Below are 23,481 nucleotides of genomic sequence, written 5' to 3'. Positions count from 1 at the left end.
CTGGTGATGGGAGGATAAAAAGCCCCCTGACCGTCCGAATGAATCAGGGGGAACCTTGGGTCTTTCCTTGGGGAAAGTGCTGTTACAAAGCGAGTTCTTGTTCTAGCAGTTGGATCATCGCCGCTTCGTCACCGCAGTTTTGCAACTTGTCGCGGAAATCCTGGTGGATCAACTTGCGGGCCAAGCCGGAGAAGATCCGCATATGCTGATCACCTTGCTCCTTATTGAGTGTCAGCATGATGATGAAGTCCACATCACCCGAGTCGGACTGCCAATCAATAGGCGTTTTCAGCTGGGCAATACTGATGCTTGAATGGCGGATGTTGCCGGACTTGGTGTGCGGTATGGCAAAACCGTGTCCGAGCCCGGTAGAGAATACTGCCTCGCGCGCCCAGATATCGTCTTCCAGGGCATAGGCATTGTCGGTTCGCCCTTGCACGGCCAAGTTGCCGACCAGCGTCTGTATCGCCTCTTCTTTGTTGGCGAAATCAGCGTGCTTGAACACACAATCGATGCCCAGCAACGGCTTCTCCGGTCCAGTAGCAGAGGCATTCTCCAGTAGGGTAGTGACATCGTCGATGGTCGGGCACTGGCAAGCTTGCTCGAACAGTTGCTGGCAGTGTGTAAGCGCCAAATCATTGAGAGCCGCTTTGGTTGCGGTGATTTTTGGTGCGCTCATACTGAGCTCATCCAGTCCTGAACCCACCAGTAAAGACAATACTTTGTTATCAGCACCTAATTCACCGCACAATCCAACCCAACGGTTGTGCTCGTGTGCCGTTTTGACTACGTGTCCTAGCATACGCAAAAAAGCAGGGGCTAGGCTGTTGTATAGGTGCGAGACTTGTCCATTATCCCGGTCTACTGCCAACAGGTACTGGGTCATGTCGTTGGAGCCGATGCTGAAAAAGTCTACTTCCTGGCAGAACTGGTCGATGATAAAAGCCACAGCAGGCACCTCTACCATGATCCCCAGTTGTACCTGTCCTGAATTAGCAATGTCGCAGCTATCGAGTTCGGCTTTGACCTCGGCAAGCTGCTGTTTAACCCAGCGGATCTCCTCTATGCTCTGGATCATCGGGATCATGATTTTGGTGCTGCCGTATACCGACGCACGTAGGATCGCACGCAGTTGGGTGCGGAACAGTTGCTCGAATTTCGGGTAGATGCGCACGGCCCGGTAACCGAGAAACGGGTTGTTTTCTTCTGGAAGGTTGAGGTAATCGATAGGCTTATCACCGCCAATATCCATGGTACGGATGATCACTGGCTTGCCGACTGCCGCCTTGAGTACTTTGCAGTAGTGCTCGAATTGCTCGTCTTCCCCCGGTGCCGACTGACGGTCCATAAACAGCATTTCGGTGCGGAACAAGCCAATGCCCTCTGCACCATTGGCAAAGGCCGATGATGCTTCAGCTGAGCATGCAATGTTTGCCGCAATTTCAATTTGGTGACCATCGCTTGTGACGGCTGGCTGGTAGATGAACTGCTCTTTCTGTTTCTTTTCTTGTTGGCTGAGTATCAAGGCGCGCTGGAAGTAACGTTGGACAGGCTCGGTACAATCGGTTGCCAGCACACCGAGATGGGCGTCAATATAAACAGAGGTATTCAAAGCAGCCCGACATTGCTCGGCAGTAATGCCTGATAGGGTAGGAATACCAAACGCCCTAGCTAGGATCACGGTGTGAGAGGTATTGCCGGCGTGAGTGAGTACCAACCCCTGCAATAAGTGTTTATCTAAACCAATAAACTGGCTTGGCGTTAGGTCTTTGGCAAGGACGATGCTGGGCTCTGCCAGTTGAAATTCACGCTGACATTGTACCTCTGGATAAGCCGCTATCAGCAATTGCTCTGCCACATCTCTTATATCCAAAGCTCGTTCGCGTAAGTAGGCACTTGCAGACTGCTCTAACTGCTTAGTTAGCTTTTCGAAGGTAGCCAATATCGCGTTGGCAGTAGAGTGTTCGCGTAACAGGTCGGAAATACTGCCGGTAAAGCTGCTGTCGTTTAGGATAGCCAGGTGAGCTGTAATAATATCTTTCTCTTGCTGTGTTGCCTTTATTACGGTTTCAGAAAGACTGTTAATGACTTGCTGGTGAGCGTTGTGGAATCGAGCGTGCTCGTTATCGCAATGCTCTGTGGCAAACAGGTTCAGGTTGGTGTAGCTAAACTCAATTAATTTGCCGTGGCCAATCCCTGTGGCTAGTCGCTTACCGTGCAGCAAGGTTGGCTGGTGCCTCATCAGTGATTGAGGTAGCGGAAATGCTTCGGCATTGTCTTCGGTTGCGAGTGCTTCATCGCAATGGGGAAATTCATTATGGATGAAGCTTTCAAGAGATTGGCAGGCTTGTTCACTGTCATGGCCCTCGAAGATCAGCGAACAGTTGTCATTGAGCAAGGTATCTGTGCCGACTAGAGACAGTACACTTTTGGCATCACCTTGGTGATTGTTGCGGTGGTTCACTAGTGTGATTTGGCAATCAAACTGGCCGCAGGCTTTTTCGAGGTGCGTCGCCGGGCGGGCATGGATTCCATTGGGTAGTTCACAACGGAAAGCAAATTGGTGTTTCATGGGTACTACTGCCTTGTAATTAATGCGCTAACAGCTGCTGACATTGAGAGAACACCCGGCGAGGACGCTGCAGGGCATCTTGGATTGTGACTTCGAGGCAACGTTGGTTTTTGAATCGGGCACTCTGCTCGATATTGATATCGGCGGCGAGGACAACGACATCTGCCCGTGCGATATCTTGCTCGCTGAGGCGGTTCTCGATCCCCATGGCTCCTTGGGTTTCGACTTTGATGCTAATACCGAGCTTCTTGGCGGTATCCATCAGTTTGTCGGCGGCCATATAGGTATGGGCGATACCGGTTGGACAGGCTGTGATTGCGACGACTCTCATCATTTTCTCCAATCGTTTGAATTCTAGTACCCAGTCACTTGGGTATATTCACTACTATATGGAGAGGCAAGCAATGGCGGTAGAAGAGAAAACAACCCTTTACTGGACTTTTGTAGCACTCACATATAAGCGTGATAAGTCTCTCATATTGCAGCAAACTTCTTCTGTTTACTGTGCAACATCGGTTGAGGGTAGCTTGTAGAACGGAATAAGTGCGGTATTTTTTGTTAAGCCTCTTAGTCGGATTAGCATTTTTAAGGCTGCCTATTCATCCGGCCAGTGCCATGACGGTGTGGTTAGAATGTCCTGTCCAGGGATCACGGTTTGGCCCATTTCCTTCTCCAACTTGATCGCATTGCAGTCAGGGTGTTGCTCCAAGGCGGCAATCAAGCGCGGTGAATGGGAGACCACCCAAAGCTGGCTGTGTTTGGTCGCATGGAGGATCAGTCTTGCCAATGCTGGCAGTAGGTCGGGATGCAAACTGGTTTCTGGTTCGTTGAGTACCATTAGGCTTGGCGGGCGAGGCGTCAATAGTGCTGCCACCCAGAGAAGAAAACGCAATGTGCCGTCGGAAAGCTCGGCACCAGTTAATGGGCGGAGCAGTCCCTGCTGGGAAAACTCGAGAGAAAATCGGCTATCGGCATGGTGTATTATGCGAATGGATGCGCCGGGAAAGGCGTAGTCAATAGCTTTGAACAAGGTCTCTTTATCGCCGATCTCGATGATAGTTTGCAGGGCCGCGGCCAGATCCCTACCGTCGTGATGCAGAACCGGTGTGCGAGTTGCCAATTGCGCTTGACGAGCAGGTGCGTCGCGATCGGTTCTGAAGTGATCGTAGAAGCGCCAGCCACGGATGGTCTCTCGAAGCTGAAAAGCCTCTGGTGTGGCAACTGGATCGGCCATTTGATCAAACAGGCTATGGTAGCTGGCGATATGTTGTGAGATGACCTGCCACTGCCGCCCGCTGCGGGCTTTGATCATTGCCCCTTTGCGGTCGATTAGGCTGCTGGATGGCCGGTAGACCTGGCCGTTCCAGATGCATTCTCGCTTGATTTCGGGATCTTGGCCGAACATGGTTTGTGAAGAGGGAACCGGCAAACCCAGAGAGATGGCATAGCTGAACTGCTCGGTGGCAAAACCCAGCTTCATCCGCTTGGTGCGTTGGCGTACCGTGTATTCAACAGCCTGCTCACCCTGTTTCATTGCCCTTGAAAGGGTTTCAGGCCCCGCCCAGAAAGTCGAATCCAGTCCGCCTTCTTTGGCGATGGCTGGAACTACGCCACCCTGTGCCGTTTCGGCCAGCAAACGTAACGCTTTGTAGAGGTTGGATTTACCAGTGCCATTTTCGCCGGTAATGACATTGAGCGGCCCCAACGGCACCTTGAGATCCAAAATTGAGCGGTAGTTATTGATAGACAGAGCTGTGAGCATAATGGCGGCAGCCTTTAAAAAACACAGTTCACAATAACAGGTGATGCCGCAGAGGGTAAAGTAGGTTTCGGCTTTTGATGTGTTGCTTGGTTTAACGGCTGCGGTATTCGGTCGGGGTTTTCCCTGTCTTTCGCTTGAATACCCGACAGAAATAATTGGGGTCATGATAGCCGCAGCGTTGAGCCACTTCCTCTAGGCGGAAGTTGTAGCGCTTAAGCATGAACTTGGCGCGCTCAAGCCGCACCCAGGAGATATAGTCGGCAAAGCGCATGTGCCCTTCTTGGCGAAACAGCCGCGACAAGTGGTTCGGTGAGATATTAAAGCGGGCAGCAACGGTATTGCGGTTGATGTTGCGGTGGAAGTTTTCCTGCACGTAAATACAGATCCCTTTGAACATGTCCTCACCGCGACGGCTGGTATCTTCTGTCGGCAGGGTCAGCATATCCTTGCAATAACTGAGCAGCGCTAGCAACAGGAATTTATCGGCTGGCTGCTTTTGCTTTTCGTAGGCGAGGGTCGATAGTGCTGTCAGAATGTGATCGATGGCCCGGCCAGTCCGCTGCGGCACGCTGTACTTGACCACATCATAGAAGCCTTCCTCATTGTCGTGCTTGCTGACCAGGCTGAACCCGAGCTGGCTTTTGCCAAACAGTAAGCTGAGCACCGAGCACTCTTTGTCCCAACTCGGCTTGTTCCAGGCATTGGGCGGAATAAACAGGGCATCGCCAGGCCGGAGTAGAATATTCTCAATTTGGTGCTGCGGGCTTTCTAGTAAGTTTTCGTATTGGCCATTGAATACCAGTTCAAGGCGCGGAAAGTTGACCTGGTAACTGGCTTCGGGAGGCGGGACATCATCACCGGCAAACCAGATGGTATTGAAGGCGCTGCTGTCAGAAATCACATTATCAAGAAGATCAGTGAAGGTTTGCTTCATGTCATTACATCTACTCAACCACTCGCCACAGGCGCAGTGTTATCAAAAAGAAAGGCTAGCTCTGAATATGCATTACCTGAAGACGCATAACATACTGAAGACTAACCGTTTATATGATACCACTCTAATATCCGCCACTTCGAAATGATATTCTGCAAACTGTAGAGTAGGTATCATTTTTCAGAGTAATAATGTGCCAATGCCTTGGCCATTTAAAGCCAGGGCATTGGGGTGAGGTTTTAAGCCGAAGCGAGATGCGCTTCGATTTTATCCATGATTTGCGGGGCTTTCTTCACTGCATCTGCTACCCCGACACGAACGATTTTCTTGCCCTTGAAGCGCTCTTCGTTTTTGATTGCGATATCTTTGGTCAGGATGACAATATCGGCATTTTCTACTTCGGCTGACAGGATTTCATTTTCAATCCCGATAGAGCCCTGAGTTTCGATTTTGACTTCCCAGCCTTTGGCTTTGGCCGCTGTTTCCAATGCTTCTGCTGCCATATAGGTATGGGCAACGCCGGATGGGCAAGAAGTTACGCCTAGTAGTTTCATGTTGTTTTCTCCCGAAAAATTGTTAGTCGAAATCTAATTCAAGGGTGTCTTCCGCCGAGTCATTTTCAACTTTGGCGTCTTGACGTTGTTCGATAGGTTTTTTCAATGCATTGACCATCAGTGCAGTAGTTAGAGCACCGGCGGCGATACCGACGATGTAGAACAAGCGTCCGTCCACCACTGGTAGCACAATCAGGCCGCCCCATGGCGCATGGTTGAGGACGTTGAACATGAAGCCGACAACGTTACCGACCATGCCGCCTACCACGATAGAAGGCAGTACGCGCATCGGGTCGGCGGCAGCAAAAGGAATTGCTCCTTCAGTGATACCGATACAGCCCATGATGCCAGCGGCTTTCCCCGCTTCACGCTCTTCGTCGGTGTAACGTTTTGGTGAAAGCAAAGTCGCTAGGAACATACCCAGAGGAGGAACACAGATAGCGATGCCAACACCGCCCATTAGCCATGGTTGTGTACCGACTTGGGTTTGGGCGAACAAGGTGGCGACTTTGTTGATAGGGCCACCCATGTCGAAGGCGGTCATGCCACCGAGTACCATACCCAAGAAGGCTTTAGAGGCGCCAGCCATCCCCTGTAACCACAGGTTCATGCTTTCCATGGCCATGGCTATCGGCGTACCGATGACCCAGATCACCAAGCCAGAGACAATAAAAGTGCCGCCGATAGGCAGGATAAAGTAGGTTGAAATGGCTTTGAGTTTATTGGATAGCGGAATACGCTTGAGCTGCAGGACAACGTAGCCCGCGATGAAGCCGACCACGATCGCGCCAAGGAAACCGGCTTGGACTTGGTTAGCCAGGTAGGCACCAATCATACCTGGTGCAAGTGCTGGTCGGTCGGCAATCGAGTAGGCAATGTAGCCACCAAGTACTGGCACAAACAGGGTAAAACCAGCAATACCCATGTCCCACAGACCTTCCAGGAATACGCCTTCCGGTACCGCACCTTTCCCCCCCAGCATGACTGACAGGGCAAGTAATACCCCACCGGCAACAACGAAGGGGAGCATGTGGCTGGTACCCGTCAATAAGTGTCTTTTTAACACTGACAGTTGGCTTTTCATTTCGAATTACTCCATGTTTTTATGGTTTATTTTTTCAGTTGGCTTGGCCGCCAACGCAACAGGGTTGAGCGATGTTCTAAGACAGAATGCTGTCTGGATGGCTGTAATTATGGGACGGGAGATCAGATGAAACTATTGGATAAATAGGCCATTAGCTGGACTTTTGTACCCTGCGAAATGAGATGTGATTTAGCTCTCAGGCCAATAGTGAAGGGGGGGACTAATTTGCTGACGATGCATAAGCGTTTGGAGCAAAGAGGTATTAAAAGTCCAGTTGGTGAGGGAAAATCCAGTCTGCTCTTTGAAAATCTCTCTATTTGGTACGAAGCAGAAAAAATAACGGTCAATTGCTTTATTTTTAACACATAAAGCAGGCTGCTGGTGGATATGTAAGCACTTGGTTATTGGGTGGGTTTACAAGGCGGATCGTTATGATTATCATACGCCGCACTTACGGAGAGATGGCTGAGTGGTTGAAAGCACCGGTCTTGAAAACCGGCATACGTTAATAGCGTATCTAGGGTTCAAATCCCTATCTCTCCGCCACATTCAGAGGCCTTGTCATAAGACAAGGCCTTTTTCGTACGCATTGAGTTCTGAGTAAGGGATTTGAATCAAATCCACCATACTTAAAGCGCTCCGCCATATTCAAAAAGCCAGCTTAACTGCTGGCTTTTTTACATCTGTTACTTGGCAACAGGCTTCACAGGATTCTGTGCCTGCTTCTTTTTGAGCTTCATGGTGGAATAGACCGAGAAGATTGCCAGAACAATGAATGCTAGTGCGATAGGGCGTTCATACAGGAATGACCAGCTACCGTCGTACATTAGCAGTGATTTGCGCAGGTTGGTTTCGGCCATTGGCCCTAGGATGATCGCCAGCAGGATAGGAGAGGATGGGATTTCCATCTTATTGAGGATAAAGCCAAGCAAGCCAAAGCTGATCGCAATACCCACATCGAACATCGAGTTGTTGATAGCATAGGCACCGATCACCGACAGGAAGATGATAATAGGGATCATGATGATCTTAGGTACCTCAATAATGCGGCAGAAGAAGCGGATACCGAGCAAGCCGATAATCAACATGACAATATTGGCAACCAGCATTGAACTGAATACCCCATAGACGACTTCAGGACTTTGGCTGAACAGCAATGGTCCTGGCGTCAGGCCCTGCACAATCAATGCGCCAAGTAAAACAGCAGCTACCGCATCACCCGGGACACCCAGCGTCAATAGCGGAACCAGTGAACCACCGGTAACGCCATTGTTACCTGCTTCTGCTGCCGCTAAGCCTTGTACCGAACCTTTGCCAAATTCATCCGGATTTTTGGCCGAGCGCTTGGCTTCGTTATAGCAAACAAACGCTGAGATATCGGCACCTGCCCCCGGTACCGAGCCGATAGAGGTACCCATCAAACCACTTTTCACCGCAGTTGGCAGCATGGTTTTCAGATCTCTCTTGCTCAGTAACTTATGGTCAAATTTCGGTGGTGCGCTTTTCTTCTGTGTATGCAACTTTTCAAGCTGGTTGAGACCCTCAGAGATAGCAAATAAACCAATTAGTACCGGTATCACATTGATGCCGCTGTACAAATCCATCACATCAAACGTAAAGCGAGGCACACTGCTGATCGGGTCTAGACCTACAGTGGATACTAGCAAGCCGATACTGCCTGCAAGTAATCCCTTGAGGATGTTTTTCGACGACACACTGGCAATGATGGTAAGGCCGAACAAGGCCAGCGCGAAATATTCAGGCGCATTGAACTTGAGGGCAAAGTCAGCCAGTAGTGGTGCAATCGCAATTAGTACAATGGTACTGATAAGGCCCCCGATAAACGAGGCAACCGCCGAGATACTCAGTGCCCGAGCAGCTTGGCCTTTTGCTGCAAGGGTATGGCCGTCAAGCACGGTCGCCGCAGAGGCCGGGGTACCGGGCGTTTTGAGCAAAATCGCGGCAATCGAGCCACCATAGATACCACCGATATAAACACCGATGAGCATGACCAGTGCAGCCGTTGGCTCCATCCCAAAGGTAAAAGGCAGCAAAATGGCAACACCCATGGTTGCGGTGAGGCCGGGTAGGGCACCGAGGATGATCCCGCCCAGTACGCCGAAGATCAGTACGGGGAAAACACTAGGGCTAAAAGCGGTTAGGATGCCTGAAAATAAATGTTCTAACATATGCGGCCTCTACAGAATGATGCCGTCAGGAAGTGCGATCACAAACACTTCGCCAAACAGGAAATACACAGATACAACGAATACTGCTGCAATAACGTAATAAAGGGTTTTCTTCACCTTGAAATAAAATAGGTATAAGGCGAAGGCAATAAGACTGGCAAACAGGTAGCCAAGAAGGTGAATCAAGAAGGTATAACCAATTAAGTAGGCGACACCAAAAATAGACAGCTTTGAAAATATTGGTGCTTCTTTCTCTTGTTTTTTTTCCTTCTTGTAACGGTGGGCTTTTTGCCAATGCTGGAAGGCTAACACCGCCGAAATAAACATCATAGCGATAGTGACAACGGTTGGGAAAAAGGCGGCATCGACACTGGCATCTTGGAATATCGGCTTGTCGAATTGGCTGATAACGAAAAGGGAAGCGGCACCTAATAAAATGATCAGGGACGGGAAAAGAAAGTTTCTATTCAACATAGAATCCATCCTTGTGTTGAGCGTGTTTATAATAAGAGCCAGCAGGGTGTGCTGGCTCCTGAGTATGGTTAGTTAATTAGAGAGCCTAGTGCTTGCGTATCTTCGTAGACAAACTTGGTAAACTCTTCGGCATTCAGGTTGTGAATCGACATTGCGCCTGTTGCCATGAATGATTTGAATTCCTCGCTCGCCATAGCTTTGTCAAAAGCCGCACCCAGCTTTTCAATAATGTGATCAGGGGTGTTTTTTGGCGCACCGATGCCACGCCAAGTCCCCGTCACCACATCTACTCCTTGCTCTTTCAGGGTTGGAACATCTTCAATAAACGCGATACGTTTTTCAGACATTACGCCGAGGGCCTTTAGCTGTCCTGAGCGAAGCTGTGCGATGGCTTCGCCCGGTGTCACCATGGTGACATCCGTGTGGTTGCCCAGGACTGCTGGAATCGCTTCTGAAGCACCGTTGTAAGGAATGGCATTTAGTTTGATATCTTGATCTTGTTCTAGTGCCATCAGGTAGAAGTTTGGTGCTGCGGTAGAAGCAAACTTCACTTTGCCGGGCTCTTTTTTGGCATCAGCAATTAAGTCATTGATACTGTTGTATGGGCTGTCAGCAGCGACTAATACAACGGCTGGATCGAGGTTTACCATACGGATCAAGCGGAAATCATCGGCAGAGTGGCGCATCAGGCCCATTTGAGGAAGTGAGGTAATCTCGCGGGTGACTACTGTCAGGGTATAACCATCAGCGCGCTGCTGGGCACCAAAGCTCATCCCTACAGCACCTGCACCACCGGTACGGTTCATAATAGAAATATTCTGACCTAGAACATCTTTAGCACTATTAGCCAACGTACGGCCAACAGCATCGGTACCGCCACCGGCACCAAAAGGGACAACCAAGCGAATGTTTTTGGTTGGGTAATCAGCAGCAACAGCGGTGGCTGAAACTAGTACACCTGCGGAGATCATGACTGCTTTTAGTAATTTATTCATATTTTAGATACCTATTTTATTGTTCACGTCGGTAGGTTTGAGTCGGGTTATTCGTTTTTTGGAGTTGGTAGTCGTTGATTGTGAGTTGCTCGATGGCCAGGGCAATCCAGCCACTGATCAGCATGTCATACCATTGCTGCACCCCGCTGCAGGCGACGACGACATTGCCGTAGACAAAGGAGCCGTAATACAGCACATCATCATCTCGTAGCGACGATGGGTGAGCCGTTTGGTGATTAATATTGGCCTGGGAGTCACGCCAAGCTTGTTGGGCTTTCTTTCGGGCGAGTTGATCAAAAGGGATTGTCCATGCATCAGGTTGGCCGATAGAGGTTTCAACTAAAACGGCTTCTTCAAAGCTGGATTCCCATGGCTTGAGGCGGGGATCCATCACTACTATATGCAGTTCTTGACGGTTGGTTCGTGAGAATAGGCGCTCGATAGCAGGCCTAACAAGCTCGATTGCATCTAGGGCAATTTGTTTTTGTGTGTTCATCCTTACACCTTGATATCTCCTGTGTCATTTGAGGTTATTGTATTATTTTATATCAATCAAAGTGGCTTTTGGTAAAGTGATAAACTCGTCACCTATTTGTTTTTATCTTTATGATTTTGATCGCTAAATTGGTTTTTATGCGAGGGTTGCTAGGTGAGTGCGATCACTTTTTGGTTTGTTTTATTTGTATTATTAAATTTGGTTTGATTTGAAGGTTTATTTTTAAACGTTGAGAGAAAAGAAAGAGTAGATATGTCAGATGTAGCTCAGCCTCATGGCCCACAGGAATACGCCTGGTTCAACGAGCGCCTATACTGCCTTCTACAAGGAGAGATATTGAGCTTCCTGTGTTTTTCGCGATACTTGATTTAATTTATCTTTATCATAAAAGCCAGCAAATATGCTGGCTTCCCTACCATGTAGTTAATTGATACGTTTGAAGTTTGGCAGTATGGTTTCGGGTTTCTGCTGTACAAACTCTTCGCTTGGTGAATACGCTCTAAAGTAAACGAACCAATTTTCTCCTTCGCGGGTTTGAACCCAGTTTGCTTCGTTCACACCCGCCGGCTTGGTTGGCGAAAAATGGAATGTATAGTCGCCTTGCGCATTCTTTACCGTACCGGCAATGTTTGAACCTACGTCTGCGCGTTCAAGGTCGTTATCGATAATCGCTCGGTTTTCGACGTTGTAAACCGTGATAGTCCAAAATAGATCTGCGTAGTTTACCTTTCCATCTAGGGTTAGGGTGTAGTGATTGCTGCCATTAAGGCCGTCGCCGTTGTCATCTCGGTAGTTATCGAGGTAGATTTGTCCCCAGCCGCCATTTTCGAATCCGTGCATCGCAATGTCATTGGTTACCGCTTCATAGAACCAAGCGGCACGCCCATCTAGATCGACACCGTAAGCGCGGTCTTGATTTGGCGTGGAGGCGGTGGCGATTTCCCATGTATTTCCGGTAGGTCCATAAGCGGCATGGGGAAGGCGTTCGGTTTTATTGAAGTCGATGTTTTTTACCATCGCTTCACCCATAACGACGGCCTGCTCAAGAATTTTGCGCTGTTGAGAGGTCGGCTCGAAAGGTCTGCCCTTCTCAATACCTAACGGGCGAAGCATATCGTGCATGATACGGTCTCGCTCGGCCACGGTTTCTGCTTGGATAGCCTCGTCCAAAACCTGCCAAAATGCCATGCCGCGAGGGTGTTTGGCATCTTCACCGCGCTCCGGGTAGTTGACGCCTTTAGCGCTCAGCGGCTTACCGCTTGTATCTGTGATCTTGAGTGCTGCGAGATCTTTCATTCGCTGCTCTTCGGATTTCGCCATCAGGCGCACGCCGAAGAACACATAATTGGTGTCAGACTCCAGAACTTTCGCATCTTTGGGAATATTTGCTGGGGTTGGGCTGCCCTTGGCTTTTATGACGTAGGTGCCCGGCTCGGTCATCTGGGCAATGCCTATCTGCCACATCGTGTGCACTGCCCCGCGAAGCTCATCGGTTGGGATGCTAATAACGACCGGCTGTTGTTCGACATTGAACCAAGTTAGCGCATACGGCGTGGAGGTGTTATAGGTTAAACCTCCCAATTTTGCTTGATGGGTGGCGACATAAGTGATTTGGCCATCCTCGGCCCCCATTTTCTCGTAGGCTTTTTTCCAGGCGTAGTTTGAGACGAGAGGGACAGACCAAATGTAGGCCTGTGATGCACGTTGATAATCGATCAGTTCAAATAGGCGCTCGGAGCTTTCCTGAGTTGGAATACCATGTAAAAAGCTGTTCTCGAATGTAAATTCACCAGAGCGTGTTGTGATGGTTTCCGTCGGCTCGCTATTTTGCGCAAAGGCAATACCAGAAAGTGAGGTAACGGCCAGTATTGAAGCAATGGTGTTCGTGAGAGTTTTCATGATGTTTCCTCGCTAATAATTAAAGCTGGTAGTTGAACTCAATGCGGTGGTCGCCGTCATTGAAATCGGTGTTCTGCGTCCAATTGGCGAAGTAGCGAATATTGGCTTGTGGTGTTAGTTGATAACTTGCAGCAAATTCGTGTGCCAGCACGGAGCTGTCGCCCTCAAAGCCTGTATCTTTGAATGTTGACGATCCTGAGATAGTGCCCAGGTACATGGGGTTGTAGTTAAGCCAGACGTTATCGGTAATTTGCATCTTGCTGTACATCCCTGCGACATAGAATGTGCCGTGCAGGTTGTAGCGGTCCCTTACTTGGTCGGCATCGGGGTTGCCGCCTGTGGTCCCGGGCAATTCTTCACCTGCTGCCAGCCCGACCCCAGCTAGTGGGTAGAAGTTAAACCTGCCCATTTGAGGCAGAGCTTGAATTAAGCTGTAAGATGCAGATCCTTGGTTACTGTCAAAATCCCAGGAAACATCAATTTGAGCGCCTCTGCCGTTCGTCAGGTCTACGCCGAAATTTCTGAAGCGAATGGAGTCAATGCTGTCATCGTTGTCCCGGCTACTCCAGCCAATGGATTGACCTGCAACCCCTTTTATTTCAATGATATTCATACCCATGGTCGTGTCATTACCTGTGTCATAGGTCTGACCTAATTTTAGGTTCAGGCCCTTGTCGGTATAGCCCAACCCCGCCTGCGTATATACCGCTAATGGGTCTGACATATCTTGAATATCTGCTTCGTTGGCCGCTGATGCACAGGTAAATGTAATCGTGAGGAGAGAAAGTAGTGAGCGTTGTATTAGCATATTGCCTCGTATGGTTTTTCATTACTTCCCTGTAACTTGTCGGTTTTTGGTTACTATATAAGGCAGCTTTGGTTAAGGAAATTAATATAAACTAAAGAGATCGTTAAGCTGTGGTTTATGGTGAGCGCATGAAATTAAACAAAGTGGATTTGAATCTTTTGAAGATCTTTGTGACGGTGTACCAAGAGCGGAGTCTGCGCAAAGCAAGCGAGAAACTGTTTGTGACAACGCCAGCCGTCAGTCAAAGTATTAAGAAGCTCAAAGAGTCGCTCGGAGAGGAGTTGTTTGTTCTGTCAAATAAACAATTCTTGCCGACACCGTATTCCGATAGTTTGTACCAGAAAGTGTTCCCTTTGCTTGAGGGCTTGGCAATGGCCATTGAGGAGGGAAAGCAGTTTGATCCCTGCCAGATAAACGAAGAATTCCATGTCGAGTGCAATCCGCATGTACTCCCATGGCTAACCACCGAGTTATACCTGCTGCTATCGCAACAAAGCCCAGGCTCTACCTTGGTCACTCATACTATATCCAAGCACTCGATTGAGAGACTTCAACAAGGGCTGGTGGATGTTGTGGTTCATTTTGAAGTGGAAAATTTACCGTCAGACATTATTGCAGTGCCGATTGCTACCCTCACATTTGTCTTAGCGGTTAGGAAAGACCATCCATATAAAGGGACGAATGCCAATATTGATGAACTGCTCGAATACCCATTCGCGCACGTTGATATGGCGTATCTGGATCCTAACAAGCATTCACGACTGGAAGAAGAAGTCACAAAACTGGGTAAGTCTATGGCGTTCAGTTTGAGAACGACGTCATTGAGCGGATTGATAGAGACGATTAAACAGACCGATATTATTGCCCCCTGTATGCAGCCAGTCGTGGAGCGATATAAAAACGATATACGGGCGGTCTTCGTGGACGACCTAGAGCAGCCTGCGCTAGTTGAGGTGTATGCTTTCTTGAACAAAAAGAATCAACATGCTGCCAAATTCATGTGGCTGTTGGATCTTATTGATACTGTCATGGCGAATTCAAATGCCGCAATTAAGGATGCTGCCACATAGTTTTGTAATGTACGTCACAGGCAAAGAGCCCTAGGCGTGATCATGCAGGCCTGCCGTCAGGCAGACCTGTAAACTGAAGACCAAGATAAGTATGGCTAGAGCAGCCCGGCCTCGCGGGCTTGGTGGAGTACAGCAGGTTCCACCAAGGCGTAGGCCGCATCCCACAGGGAAGCGATATAGAGCTTTTCCTTGCCTTTGGCTTGCCGCTCAAGCTGATCGAGTTGGTAGAGTTCGTCTAAGGTTAGTGGTCTGGTAAATAATTCCTTCGCTAATTTAAGTTTTTCCATCTGCCTGACTCCGCAATACTAAATTGCAAAGTCAGCTGCAGTCGTATCAGTTTGGCCAGTCGGCCTCGCAATGATGTCAGCAAGCTTTGCAATTAAGGCTTGATAAGGGCTCAATGAAGGCCCCCTAATCAAACATTGTGTAGCAGCGACAGATCTTAGTTTCTTTGCTCTAACTTTTACTTATACCCTAATAGGTGCAGCCTTTGATTAGAGTGATCGAATCCACACTTGTTGCTTTTTTAAACAGCTTTGGGTGGAGATTAGATCTAGGTTTCGTCCCCGTGATCGTCGTTGTAGGGGATTACAGAGAAAGGTTGATTGGACTAGCAAATTAATCATTTTAGTTGTGATGGATATAACGGAACGAGCGCCAAAGAAGGGAGCCGACTATTGTGAACGACATGAAGTTAATGCCAGTGTCAGCTGGGCAGATATTGACCCGGGTTAATGAGGGGATTTTGACCGTTACGATGAATCGCCCTGAAAAATTAAACGGCTGGACGATGGACATGATGAATGCCCTCAAGGAGGTCTTTGATAAGGCAAACCACGATGATGATGTCAAAGGGATCATTCTGACCGGGGCTGGGAGCTATTATTCTGCGGGGGTGAATCTGAGTGGTACCTTGAAGCTCATGGCTCCACGAAAGTTACGTGAGCTCATTGCCGAAAACAACCAAGCCTTGTTTGAGATATTTCTTGGTTGCGCCAAGCCATTGCTTGTTGCGGTAAATGGTCCTGCAATCGGTGCCAGCGTGACCTCTGCGACATTAGCCAATGGAATTATTGCTGCTGATAATGCGACATTCTCAACGCCTTTTGCCGTTTTGGGTGTGACCCCCGAGGGCTGCTCGAGTGTGCATCTACCTCGCTTGATAGGAGAAGGCAATGCTCAGCGTATGCTTGGTACTGAAGGCTGGAAACCTGATGCCCAGCAAGCACTGGCTATCGGTTTGGTTCAAGCTGTTGTTCCGCAGTCTGAGTTAATGAACAAGGCTGAACAGGTTGTGCAGCAATGGATTGAGGAAGGACAGCTGCGACAATTTTTGGCCGGCAGTGAATTAGAGGAACTCCGTGCTGTAAATGCCGGAGAGTCTGGGCAACTGGCCGATGCCTTTTTGAAAGCGGCTTTCCTCAAGCATCAAGCACAGTTCTTGTGGCGCAAGAAAAAGTTTATGCCGTCGGTAATGTTCTGGCTGCTATGGGGACTAAGGCCAGTGTGGAAGTTTGCCTTGTAGTGGTGGATGTTCACTGGAGGCAGGCTAGTGGTGCCTGCCTCCACGACTTATAGGGTTAATCTGGCGAGGTTTTCTCTGGTCTTGGCTATGGTTTCTTCAAGATAGTTTAATTCTTGTTTGTCATCATCAGAGATTGCGTTGAAATATCGCCAATGAAGATTAACAAGGTGCTCAATGTAGTATTGCTGATTTATTTTAAGATCAATACCATTATCATCTTTAATATCCATTGTACTTATATCTGGTGTGCACACCTGTAGTCTCCGCCCTTGAGTAGAATAACCTTGTCCATCGACATATGAGATAAAATGAGAGCTGAGCAGTGGCTACATTGATATTTTGCGTATTTCTTCTTAGTTAACTTCTCTAATATTGTTCTATGCAAACGGTAAAAAAACACACTTTCTTTACAAGATGGGCAATTAAAATACATATATCACAACCTTGATGTTATTTTTTGCAGTAACATTTCTTAAGAGGAGAGTGATACCCACAAATACAGATAAGAGTATTGGTTTCTGTGTTAATTAAAAAATTATCACGCTGGCCACATTTAGGGCATGTTATAAGCTGGCAGTCACAAATTTCGCTTAGCATCCGTGTGCATTGTCCTGTGTTTCTATGGAACCGGTATCACAATGATGCATAAGTGCATCATCTCTTTCTGTGATCTTGGTTCCAGTTTTTAATATTAATTTTGTTGCGCTTTGGGGTGTCTTTTTTATCAGGCATTTTTTATTTTGTAACCTACTGTTTTATATTAGTTCTTAGGAAAATAAATACATACAAGTGCCAAAAAATATTTACATCATCTTTTTTTGTGTTAAATCATGCTGTGTGCAAGTTATTACACATTATGGTTATTTCTCTTCACATTATTGTAAGATATAAAATATATTTTTTTATTCGGCGAATTAGAAAATAAAGAGCCATCTTGCCGAGCAAAACAAATATTAATTCCCGTGCAGTGAATAGAACAGGTTTGGTGTAAACACTTACGATGTATTTATCTAACAAATTCTCTCTTTAAAATCTACACGTGTTTCTTGTTTGTAGTGTGATGGTAAATAAACAGGCTCATTAAGGTACGTAGTTGGTGTGTTGTTAAGTCATCCTGCTGATGAAACCTGTTCTTTCGTGATGTCTTCATAAAAATGTTGTTTTTGATTGTATTGTGACCAGTTGGCTGTTTTTGGGGTTTACAGCTGGCCTTAAGCAACTTATCATATGCCGCACTTACGGAGAGATGGCTGAGTGGTTGAAAGCACCGGTCTTGAAAACCGGCATACGTTAATAGCGTATCTAGGGTTCAAATCCCTATCTCTCCGCCACATTCTAATAGTCAGTAGCAATACTGGTTATTTGAGCTTTTGGGTAAGCAGGGTTCAAATCCTCCATGCCCAGAGCGTCTCCACCACATTCTAGAAACTAGGTTTTAAGCTGAGTTTCACACAGAATTGGAGCGGTAGTTCAGTTGGTTAGAATACCGGCCTGTCACGCCGGGGGTCGCGGGTTCGAGTCCCGTCCGCTCCGCCACTACACTGAAGCCCTTGTCGAAAGACGAGGGCTTTTTTGTATCTAACGCTCCCGAAAGTGCTGCGCACTTTTGTCTGCGGGCCGGGGTGCCGGACCATCAAGTCCGTCCGCTCCGCCACTACACTGAAGGCTCAGTCGAAAGACTGGGCCTTTCTTGTATGCGTTGAACATAGGCGTCAGTCCTGCGGACTGATGAGTCCCGCTTGGACGCAAGCCCGGCCGCTCCGCCACTACACTGAAGCCCTTAACTAGGCATCCCCGACGAAATACGAGGCTTTTTGTGACACTAGATTATGATTGGTTATCTGAGTCAGTGCTCACCAGCCTTGCTCCTGGCTCATAGATGCCCTTGGTGTCTTCTGGGTTGTAAAGCTCACAGGTGCCAAGTGACAGGCAGCCACAGTTGATACAGCTACTCAGCTTCGATTGCAGGCTTTTTAGTGCCTGAATTCGCTCCTCGAGCGTTTTATTCCAGTCTCGTGCGAGCCTTTCCCATTCTTCCTGCTTAGGCGCTCTATGCTTGGGCAGATCTGATAGGGCCTCAGAGATCTCTTGCAGTGAAAGCCCGATATTCTGCGCGGCTTTGATCACCGCGATCCGGCGCAAGATTTGCCGATCATAGAGCCTGCGGTTTGCGTGATCCCGAGAACTCACAATCAAGCCTTTCTCTTCGTAGAAATGCAGGGTAGAAACATTAATACCAGAGCGTTTTGCTACCTGGCCGACGGTCATGCTCATGTTAATTTCTCCGCCTCATGCTGTTGCACAGACACTAGCTAAGTTGAATTAGGGGCTGTCCCATTATTTTTAATTTAGCCACAAAAAAAGCTTTACCTCAACCTAACTTGAGGTTTTATCATCCTTTCCATACCAACAAGCGACAGTAGTTAAGTGGTTAAATTTTAAGGGGTAATAATGAAAGTTTTGGCAATTGGCGCAACAAACAGTACCACATCCATCAATAAACAACTCGCGACGTACGCTGCAGGCTTGGCCGAAGGTGCAGACGTTGAAGTGTTGGATTTGAATGATTTTGATATGCCTATTTACAGTGAGCAAAGAGAAAAATCCTCGGGTGTTCATGAACATGCCAAGCGCTTTTTCAGCAAGATTGGTGAAGCAGACGCCGTGGTGATTTCATTCGCTGAATACAATGGGTCATATACAGCGGCGTATAAGAATATTTTTGACTGGGCATCACGGATTAATATGAAAGTGTATCAGGGGAAACCCGTTATTATGCTTTCTACCTCACCAGGTCCGGGCGGTGCAAAATCAGTATTGTCGACGGCTGTGGAATCAGCGCCGTTTTTTGATGCAGAAGTAAGAGGCTCATTATCGGTACCAAGCTTCTATGACAATTTTGATGTTGAAAAAGGTGAGCTATCGAACATTGAGCTAGTTGAAGAACTTAAATCGGTCATGCGCAAAATTTAATTACCGATATACCCAAGTAATTTCATGATGCTTGGGTATATTTGAAATGCCTTAACTTTTCCGCTAGCCCTGCCAGTAATGGCGGGGCTTGATGATATTAAGCCTTAGGCTGCCTTGCTTGTTGTCAGCATAAAGATACTGCGGCCGAGCAAGCGGGGAAGATCGTTTTCTTTTACCTCGGCTCCGAGCTTCTCTTCTATAAGGTCCTCAAGATCCCGCCATGCCTGCTTTGCGTACTCAATAGCCACATGGTGCGAGGCATTATTGAGCAGTAACTGCATGACTGCATTAAATGTCGGGCGAGCTAGGGCTGACTCAAACGATGAACTGAAGGCGTCTCTGCTCGACAAATCGAGTTCATTCAGTACGGTATTGAAAATCCTGCCATCAAGCGCTAATAGAAAGTGCTCTTTTTTACCAAAGTGATTGAGAATACCGCCACGCGAAATACCTGTCATGGTTTGCAAGCGGGTGTAGGTCATTTTTTCATAACCGACCTGAGGGTCTAGCAGGCACTGAATGACTGCATCCAAAATTCGCTGGCGGGTTTTCAATGCTTCTTCTGGGGTTACTTTTGCCATCAATGGGGTCCTACGTCGAAGTTAAACACCCAAAGGTGCTTGCAAGAAAAGATGCGCTATCATTTTACGGTTCATTGTACTGTAAGGTTTGAGTGGGTATCAATGTCAAAATCTTAGAGAGTGCTTACCGCTGCTTTTACCCGATAAATGATTTTGGCGAAAAGAACAATAAAAAAGGCGCTAAGTGATTCACTTAGCGCCTTTTATTTACTTAATGTTGGCTAACTTAGCTCAGCAATTCTTTAGCTGTCTCAACTGCGTTTTCAGTCGTGAAGCCGAACATCTTGAATAGCTCGCCTGCAGGTGCTGATTCGCCGAAGGTTGTCATACCGATGATACGGCCGTCGAATCCAACGTACTTGTACCAGAAGTCGGCAATACCCGCTTCAATGGCAACACGAGCCGTTACGTCTGATGGCAGAACAGCTTCACGGTATGCCGCGTCTTGCTTGTCGAATGCATCGGTAGATGGCATTGAAACAACGCGTACTTGCTTACCTTCAGCCGTTAGCTGGGCAGCCGCTTCTACCGCTAGCTCCACTTCAGAGCCAGTGGCGATAAGGATAAGCTCTGGCTTGCCTTCACTGTCTTTCAGGATGTAGCCACCCTTAGTGATGTCAGCAACCTGTGCTTCAGTACGCGCCTGCTGCGCCAGGTTCTGGCGCGAGAAGATCAGCGCTGTTGGACCGTCTTTACGCTCGATAGCCAGTTTCCAAGCTACGGCAGACTCAACCTGGTCACATGGACGCCATGTGCTCATGTTAGGAGTCAGGCGCAGAGATGCCATCTGCTCAACCGGCTGGTGAGTCGGGCCATCTTCACCCAGACCGATAGAGTCGTGAGTGTAAACCTGGATGTTCTGCACTTTCATCAGTGCTGCCATACGCATTGCGTTACGTGCGTATTCCATAAACATGAGGAAAGTCGCACCGTATGGAACGAAACCACCGTGCAGCGCGATACCGTTCATGATCGCGGTCATGCCGAACTCACGCACACCGTAGTGGATGTAGTTGCCAGAGAAGTCTTTTGCTTCCAGTGACTTAGAACCAGACCACATCGTCAGGTTAGAAGGTGCCAGGTCAGCCGAGCCGCCCATGAACTCAGGTAGCATCTGACCGAACGCTTCTAGTGCGTTCTGTGAGGCTTTACGAGATGCGATGTTTGCTGGGTTCGCCTGAAGATCTGCGATGATAGCGTTCGCTTTCTCTTCCCACTGCGCAGGTAGTTCACCGTTTACACGGCGCTTGAACTCAGCTGCTAGCTCTGGGTGAGCCGCTTCATAAGCTGCTAGTTTTTCGTTCCAAGCCGCTTCTTTCGCCGCGCCCGCTTCTTTGGCATCCCACTCAGCGTAAACGTCAGCAGGGATTTCGAATGGACCGTGGTTCCAGCCTAGGAATTCACGAGCCGCTGCGATTTCGTCGTGGCCCAGTGGTGCACCGTGACAGTCGTGAGAGCCAGACTTGTTAGGTGAACCGAAACCGATGATAGTTTTGGTACAAATCAGAGTTGGGCGAGGATCTGCTTTTGCTGCTTCGATTGCTGCGTTGATAGCGTCTGCATCGTGACCGTCTACTGCTGGGATAACGTGCCAGCCGTAGGCTTCGAAACGCTTAGGCGTATCGTCAGAGAACCAACCTTCTACGTGACCGTCGATAGAGATGCCGTTGTCATCCCAGAACGCGATCAGTTTACCAAGGCCTAGGGTACCCGCAAGCGAGCACGCTTCGTGAGAGATACCTTCCATCAGACAGCCGTCGCCCATGAAAGCGTAAGTGTAGTGGTCAACGATATCGTGACCGTCACGGTTGAACTGGGCTGCCATGGCTTTTTCAGCCATTGCCATACCCACCGCATTGGTGATGCCCTGTCCCAGTGGACCCGTTGTGGTTTCGATACCCGGTGCATAACCGTACTCAGGGTGGCCCGGGGTTTTCGAGTGTAGCTGGCGGAAGTTTTTCAGATCATCAATTGATAGCTCGTAACCTGTCAGGTGAAGCAGCGAGTAAATCAGCATTGAACCATGGCCGTTGGACAGCACGAAGCGGTCGCGATCAGCCCACTCAGGGTTTTGTGGGTTGTGGTTCATGTGGTTGCGCCACAATACCTCAGCAATATCCGCCATACCCATAGGTGCACCCGGGTGACCAGAGTTTGCCTGCTGTACACCGTCCATGCTCAGGGCACGGATTGCATTTGCCAACACTTTACGTTCCATATTTGTATCCATTATGAAATTGTCTAAATCGAAAAAGGAAGAAAGCGGCAAATGGCCGCTTTCTAAAATTATATCTGCAGGATTACAGACGCTCTGCAATCATGGCTTCTAGCTTGCCCTGGTCGGTGGCGAAGTTACGGATACCTTCCGCTAGCTTCTCAACAGCCATTGCGTCTTGGTTGTGCTCCCATAGGAACTCTGCGTGCGTCATCGCCGCTGGACGTGCTTTGATTTCAGTGGCAGGCGTTAGCTTCTGAACCACTTCGCCTTGCGCATCTTCAAGTTCTTGAAGCAGCTGCGGGCTGATAGTTAGGCGGTCACAGCCTGCAAGCTCAAGGATCTCGCCGGTATTGCGGAAGCTCGCACCCATTACCACTGTGTTGTAATCGTGCTCTTTGTAGTAGTTGTAGATCTTGCTAACAGATAGTACGCCTGGATCTTCAGCAGCTTCAAAATCACGGCCTTCTTTGGCTTTGTACCAGTCCATGATGCGACCAACGAATGGCGAAATCAGGTAAACACCGGCTTCGGCACAGGCACGTGCCTGAGCAAATGAGAATAGAAGGGTCAGGTTACAGTTGATGCCTTCTTTTTCCAGAACTTCAGCAGCGCGGATACCTTCCCAAGTAGAAGCAAGTTTGATCAGGATACGGTCATTTGGAATGCCTGCATCGTTGTACATTTTGATCAACTGGCGGGCTTTGGCAATGCTGCCTTCTGTATCGTATGAAAGACGTGCGTCAACTTCGGTAGAGATACGGCCAGGTACGACGTTCAGGATTTCTTTACCGATGTTTACAGCCAGCATGTCACAAGTGTCTTGGATTTGTTGTTCTTTGTTGTCACTCTGTGCTTTGGCGTAAGCAATGGCTTGTTCGATTAGCGGGGCATATTCGGCAATTTGAGCCGCTTTTAGGATCAGGGATGGGTTGGTGGTCGCATCTTCCGGCTTGTACTTACTGATAGCTTCAATGTCACCTGTATCAGCAACAACAGTAGTTAGCGCGCGCAGTTGTTCCAGTTTAGTACTCATATATTCCGACCTTATCCTCGTAGGGCATTGTTTCAATGCTAGCTAAAAAATCCTGCTGGCAAAGTTATAATTACGCTTTCTTAACCTTTCCGTATCAGACCAAAAACATGGCCGATGAGCGGATGGAGTGCTTAAGAACAATTGATGCTTCGATAATTAGCGTTTTGACATATTTTGTCAATCATAAAAGTGCTCAAACTGTGTTTTGATCTCAGTTTTATCTGGTCTAGGTGCTTAAAGACCAATAATTCAACAGTGCAAATAGCCTTTAAGGAATATGCAGGATGCTTTTGTGTTGAGCGCATGCTCATGAG

General features: G+C 48.3%; 20 protein-coding genes and 3 tRNA genes. 6 read left to right on the top strand and 17 right to left on the bottom strand.

Annotation, left to right across the window (positions count from 1 at the left end):
• Positions 1 to 82: 82 nt before the first annotated feature.
• The 6 genes from ptsP to C9J03_RS15070 all read right to left on the bottom strand — a co-directional run bounded on the left by ptsP (position 83) and on the right by C9J03_RS15070 (position 6,906).
• A complete protein-coding gene (gene ptsP / locus C9J03_RS15095) occupies positions 83 to 2,572 on the bottom strand; it encodes a phosphoenolpyruvate--protein phosphotransferase (protein WP_044620518.1) in 2,490 nt (829 codons plus the stop codon).
• Positions 2,573 to 2,591: 19 nt separating this feature from the next.
• Positions 2,592 to 2,903 (bottom strand): PTS fructose transporter subunit IIB, encoded by a 312-nt coding sequence (locus tag C9J03_RS15090; protein WP_044620519.1) that lies wholly within the window; start codon positions 2,901 to 2,903, stop codon positions 2,592 to 2,594.
• Between the two features lie 264 nt (positions 2,904 to 3,167).
• Complete coding sequence (locus C9J03_RS15085) at positions 3,168 to 4,334, bottom strand: AAA family ATPase (protein WP_044620520.1); 1,167 nt, start codon at positions 4,332 to 4,334, stop codon at positions 3,168 to 3,170.
• Positions 4,335 to 4,425: 91 nt separating this feature from the next.
• On the bottom strand, positions 4,426 to 5,268 hold the full coding sequence (locus C9J03_RS15080) for a helix-turn-helix transcriptional regulator (protein WP_044620521.1): 843 nt from the start codon (positions 5,266 to 5,268) through the stop codon (positions 4,426 to 4,428).
• 239 nt (positions 5,269 to 5,507) lie between these two features.
• Positions 5,508 to 5,822 (bottom strand): PTS fructose-like transporter subunit IIB, encoded by a 315-nt coding sequence (locus C9J03_RS15075; protein ID WP_044620522.1) that lies wholly within the window; start codon positions 5,820 to 5,822, stop codon positions 5,508 to 5,510.
• 22 nt (positions 5,823 to 5,844) lie between these two features.
• On the bottom strand, positions 5,845 to 6,906 hold the full coding sequence (locus C9J03_RS15070) for a PTS fructose transporter subunit EIIC (RefSeq protein ID WP_044620523.1): 1,062 nt from the start codon (positions 6,904 to 6,906) through the stop codon (positions 5,845 to 5,847).
• A gap of 455 nt (positions 6,907 to 7,361) precedes the next feature.
• Between C9J03_RS15070 and C9J03_RS15065 the strand changes: the two genes are divergently transcribed.
• Positions 7,362 to 7,452: transfer RNA gene (locus C9J03_RS15065), tRNA-Ser, on the top strand.
• 140 nt (positions 7,453 to 7,592) lie between these two features.
• Here C9J03_RS15065 and C9J03_RS15060 read toward each other — a convergent pair.
• The 6 genes from C9J03_RS15060 to C9J03_RS15035 form a co-directional block, all read right to left on the bottom strand.
• Positions 7,593 to 9,095, bottom strand: coding sequence for a tripartite tricarboxylate transporter permease (locus C9J03_RS15060; protein ID WP_044620524.1), 1,503 nt, complete (start codon positions 9,093 to 9,095; stop codon positions 7,593 to 7,595).
• A gap of 9 nt (positions 9,096 to 9,104) precedes the next feature.
• Positions 9,105 to 9,569: a tripartite tricarboxylate transporter TctB family protein gene (locus C9J03_RS15055; RefSeq protein ID WP_044620525.1), complete on the bottom strand. Its 465-nt coding sequence runs from the start codon at positions 9,567 to 9,569 to the stop codon at positions 9,105 to 9,107.
• A gap of 68 nt (positions 9,570 to 9,637) precedes the next feature.
• Positions 9,638 to 10,564, bottom strand: coding sequence for a tripartite tricarboxylate transporter substrate binding protein (locus C9J03_RS15050; protein ID WP_044620526.1), 927 nt, complete (start codon positions 10,562 to 10,564; stop codon positions 9,638 to 9,640).
• A 16-nt stretch (positions 10,565 to 10,580) separates the two neighbouring features.
• The gene (locus C9J03_RS15045) at positions 10,581 to 11,060 is read right to left on the bottom strand and encodes a hypothetical protein (protein WP_044620527.1); all 480 of its coding nucleotides are present in this window, start codon (positions 11,058 to 11,060) and stop codon (positions 10,581 to 10,583) included.
• Between the two features lie 423 nt (positions 11,061 to 11,483).
• Entirely contained in the window at positions 11,484 to 12,959 is a 1,476-nt protein-coding gene (locus tag C9J03_RS15040) for a DUF1214 domain-containing protein (protein ID WP_044620528.1), read from the bottom strand.
• Between the two features lie 19 nt (positions 12,960 to 12,978).
• Positions 12,979 to 13,767: a hypothetical protein gene (locus C9J03_RS15035; RefSeq protein ID WP_044620529.1), complete on the bottom strand. Its 789-nt coding sequence runs from the start codon at positions 13,765 to 13,767 to the stop codon at positions 12,979 to 12,981.
• Between the two features lie 128 nt (positions 13,768 to 13,895).
• On the opposite strand from C9J03_RS15035, the gene C9J03_RS15030 reads away from it, so the two are divergent.
• On the top strand, positions 13,896 to 14,837 hold the full coding sequence (locus C9J03_RS15030; RefSeq protein WP_044620530.1) for a LysR family transcriptional regulator: 942 nt from the start codon (positions 13,896 to 13,898) through the stop codon (positions 14,835 to 14,837).
• Positions 14,838 to 14,932: 95 nt separating this feature from the next.
• Here the strand turns inward: C9J03_RS15030 and C9J03_RS15025 are convergent, their stop codons facing one another.
• A complete protein-coding gene (locus C9J03_RS15025) occupies positions 14,933 to 15,124 on the bottom strand; it encodes a hypothetical protein (RefSeq protein ID WP_044620531.1) in 192 nt (63 codons plus the stop codon).
• A gap of 401 nt (positions 15,125 to 15,525) precedes the next feature.
• On the opposite strand from C9J03_RS15025, the gene C9J03_RS15020 reads away from it, so the two are divergent.
• The 3 genes from C9J03_RS15020 (at position 15,526) to C9J03_RS15000 (ending at position 17,898) form a co-directional block, all read left to right on the top strand.
• A complete protein-coding gene (locus tag C9J03_RS15020) occupies positions 15,526 to 16,362 on the top strand; it encodes an enoyl-CoA hydratase/isomerase family protein (protein WP_231580657.1) in 837 nt (278 codons plus the stop codon).
• A 1,240-nt stretch (positions 16,363 to 17,602) separates the two neighbouring features.
• Positions 17,603 to 17,693: transfer RNA gene (locus C9J03_RS15005), tRNA-Ser, on the top strand.
• Between the two features lie 128 nt (positions 17,694 to 17,821).
• Positions 17,822 to 17,898: transfer RNA gene (locus tag C9J03_RS15000), tRNA-Asp, on the top strand.
• A gap of 291 nt (positions 17,899 to 18,189) precedes the next feature.
• Here C9J03_RS15000 and soxR read toward each other — a convergent pair.
• Positions 18,190 to 18,636 carry a redox-sensitive transcriptional activator SoxR gene (gene soxR / locus C9J03_RS14995; RefSeq protein WP_044620534.1) on the bottom strand — a complete coding sequence of 149 codons (447 nt, stop codon included), beginning with the start codon at positions 18,634 to 18,636 and terminating at the stop codon, positions 18,190 to 18,192.
• A gap of 177 nt (positions 18,637 to 18,813) precedes the next feature.
• Between soxR and C9J03_RS14990 the strand changes: the two genes are divergently transcribed.
• On the top strand, positions 18,814 to 19,335 hold the full coding sequence (locus tag C9J03_RS14990) for an NADPH-dependent FMN reductase (RefSeq protein WP_044620535.1): 522 nt from the start codon (positions 18,814 to 18,816) through the stop codon (positions 19,333 to 19,335).
• A 104-nt stretch (positions 19,336 to 19,439) separates the two neighbouring features.
• Here the strand turns inward: C9J03_RS14990 and C9J03_RS14985 are convergent, their stop codons facing one another.
• From C9J03_RS14985 to tal, 3 genes are all read right to left on the bottom strand, one after another.
• The gene (locus C9J03_RS14985; protein WP_044620536.1) at positions 19,440 to 19,916 is read right to left on the bottom strand and encodes a TetR/AcrR family transcriptional regulator; all 477 of its coding nucleotides are present in this window, start codon (positions 19,914 to 19,916) and stop codon (positions 19,440 to 19,442) included.
• 226 nt (positions 19,917 to 20,142) lie between these two features.
• Entirely contained in the window at positions 20,143 to 22,134 is a 1,992-nt protein-coding gene (tkt, locus tag C9J03_RS14980; RefSeq protein WP_044620537.1) for a transketolase, read from the bottom strand.
• 82 nt (positions 22,135 to 22,216) lie between these two features.
• Entirely contained in the window at positions 22,217 to 23,167 is a 951-nt protein-coding gene (gene tal, locus C9J03_RS14975) for a transaldolase (protein WP_044620538.1), read from the bottom strand.
• Positions 23,168 to 23,481: the final 314 nt, after the last annotated feature.

The organism is Photobacterium gaetbulicola (assembly GCF_003025515.1).
GTDB classification, from domain to species: Bacteria; Pseudomonadota; Gammaproteobacteria; order Enterobacterales; family Vibrionaceae; genus Photobacterium; species Photobacterium gaetbulicola.
The sequence above is the reverse complement of the archived record's forward strand: the minus strand, read 5'-3'. Positions and strand labels throughout refer to the sequence as shown.

Coding starts and splice junctions, on each gene's coding strand:
- ptsP (WP_044620518.1), bottom strand. CDS start 2,572: ATGAAACACCAATTTGCTTTCCGTTGTGAACTACCCAATGGAATCCAT.
- C9J03_RS15090 (WP_044620519.1), bottom strand. CDS start 2,903: ATGAGAGTCGTCGCAATCACAGCCTGTCCAACCGGTATCGCCCATACC.
- C9J03_RS15085 (WP_044620520.1), bottom strand. CDS start 4,334: ATGCTCACAGCTCTGTCTATCAATAACTACCGCTCAATTTTGGATCTC.
- C9J03_RS15080 (WP_044620521.1), bottom strand. CDS start 5,268: ATGAAGCAAACCTTCACTGATCTTCTTGATAATGTGATTTCTGACAGC.
- C9J03_RS15075 (WP_044620522.1), bottom strand. CDS start 5,822: ATGAAACTACTAGGCGTAACTTCTTGCCCATCCGGCGTTGCCCATACC.
- C9J03_RS15070 (WP_044620523.1), bottom strand. CDS start 6,906: ATGAAAAGCCAACTGTCAGTGTTAAAAAGACACTTATTGACGGGTACC.
- C9J03_RS15060 (WP_044620524.1), bottom strand. CDS start 9,095: ATGTTAGAACATTTATTTTCAGGCATCCTAACCGCTTTTAGCCCTAGT.
- C9J03_RS15055 (WP_044620525.1), bottom strand. CDS start 9,569: ATGTTGAATAGAAACTTTCTTTTCCCGTCCCTGATCATTTTATTAGGT.
- C9J03_RS15050 (WP_044620526.1), bottom strand. CDS start 10,564: ATGAATAAATTACTAAAAGCAGTCATGATCTCCGCAGGTGTACTAGTT.
- C9J03_RS15045 (WP_044620527.1), bottom strand. CDS start 11,060: ATGAACACACAAAAACAAATTGCCCTAGATGCAATCGAGCTTGTTAGG.
- C9J03_RS15040 (WP_044620528.1), bottom strand. CDS start 12,959: ATGAAAACTCTCACGAACACCATTGCTTCAATACTGGCCGTTACCTCA.
- C9J03_RS15035 (WP_044620529.1), bottom strand. CDS start 13,767: ATGCTAATACAACGCTCACTACTTTCTCTCCTCACGATTACATTTACC.
- C9J03_RS15030 (WP_044620530.1), top strand. CDS start 13,896: ATGAAATTAAACAAAGTGGATTTGAATCTTTTGAAGATCTTTGTGACG.
- C9J03_RS15025 (WP_044620531.1), bottom strand. CDS start 15,124: ATGGAAAAACTTAAATTAGCGAAGGAATTATTTACCAGACCACTAACC.
- C9J03_RS15020 (WP_231580657.1), top strand. CDS start 15,526: ATGAAGTTAATGCCAGTGTCAGCTGGGCAGATATTGACCCGGGTTAAT.
- soxR (WP_044620534.1), bottom strand. CDS start 18,636: ATGAGCATGACCGTCGGCCAGGTAGCAAAACGCTCTGGTATTAATGTT.
- C9J03_RS14990 (WP_044620535.1), top strand. CDS start 18,814: ATGAAAGTTTTGGCAATTGGCGCAACAAACAGTACCACATCCATCAAT.
- C9J03_RS14985 (WP_044620536.1), bottom strand. CDS start 19,916: ATGGCAAAAGTAACCCCAGAAGAAGCATTGAAAACCCGCCAGCGAATT.
- tkt (WP_044620537.1), bottom strand. CDS start 22,134: ATGGAACGTAAAGTGTTGGCAAATGCAATCCGTGCCCTGAGCATGGAC.
- tal (WP_044620538.1), bottom strand. CDS start 23,167: ATGAGTACTAAACTGGAACAACTGCGCGCGCTAACTACTGTTGTTGCT.